The sequence below is a fragment of the Streptomyces sp. P9(2023) genome (assembly GCF_032436795.1).
Taxonomy (GTDB): domain Bacteria; phylum Actinomycetota; class Actinomycetes; order Streptomycetales; family Streptomycetaceae; genus Streptomyces.
In genome coordinates this window covers 1-378 of the sequence record NZ_JAUPWM010000206.1, presented here as the reverse complement: position 1 = coordinate 378, position 378 = coordinate 1, and the positions used below count along the sequence as shown (strand labels likewise).

Here is a 378-nt window from a genome sequence, read left to right as displayed (position 1 = left end):
GCTAACAGGCGCTGTCGCCTTTCGGCGCGACTGGATGGCGCGGGTAGGCGTCACACCATCGACTGCACTCGTCGCCACGGTCAAGGGTGACAGCATGTTACCAACCCTCTCTGACGGAGATCTCGTACTGATCGACTCGGCAAAGCGGATTCCTCGTGGTCGGCGCATTTATGCTCTGATAGCCCCTGACGGCGAGGCGCGCATAAAACGACTGGAGAAGTTACCAGCCGGCTTGCTTCTCCAATCAGATAACGATGATTATGCCTCGGAACTCATCCCCACGCACGACGCGGATCGGGTGAACATTTTGGGTGAAGTTGTCTGGTGGGGGCATACAGTGGGGGGGGGGAGCGATGGCACGTTGCGCTGAATGCGAGA

Annotated in this window: 1 protein-coding gene; it reads left to right on the top strand. The window is 58.7% G+C overall.

The features are described from left to right. On the top strand, positions 1 to 370 hold a 370-nt coding region (locus tag Q5762_RS37365; RefSeq protein ID WP_315896762.1), incomplete at its 5' end, for a S24 family peptidase. Positions 371 to 378 lie beyond the last annotated feature (8 nt).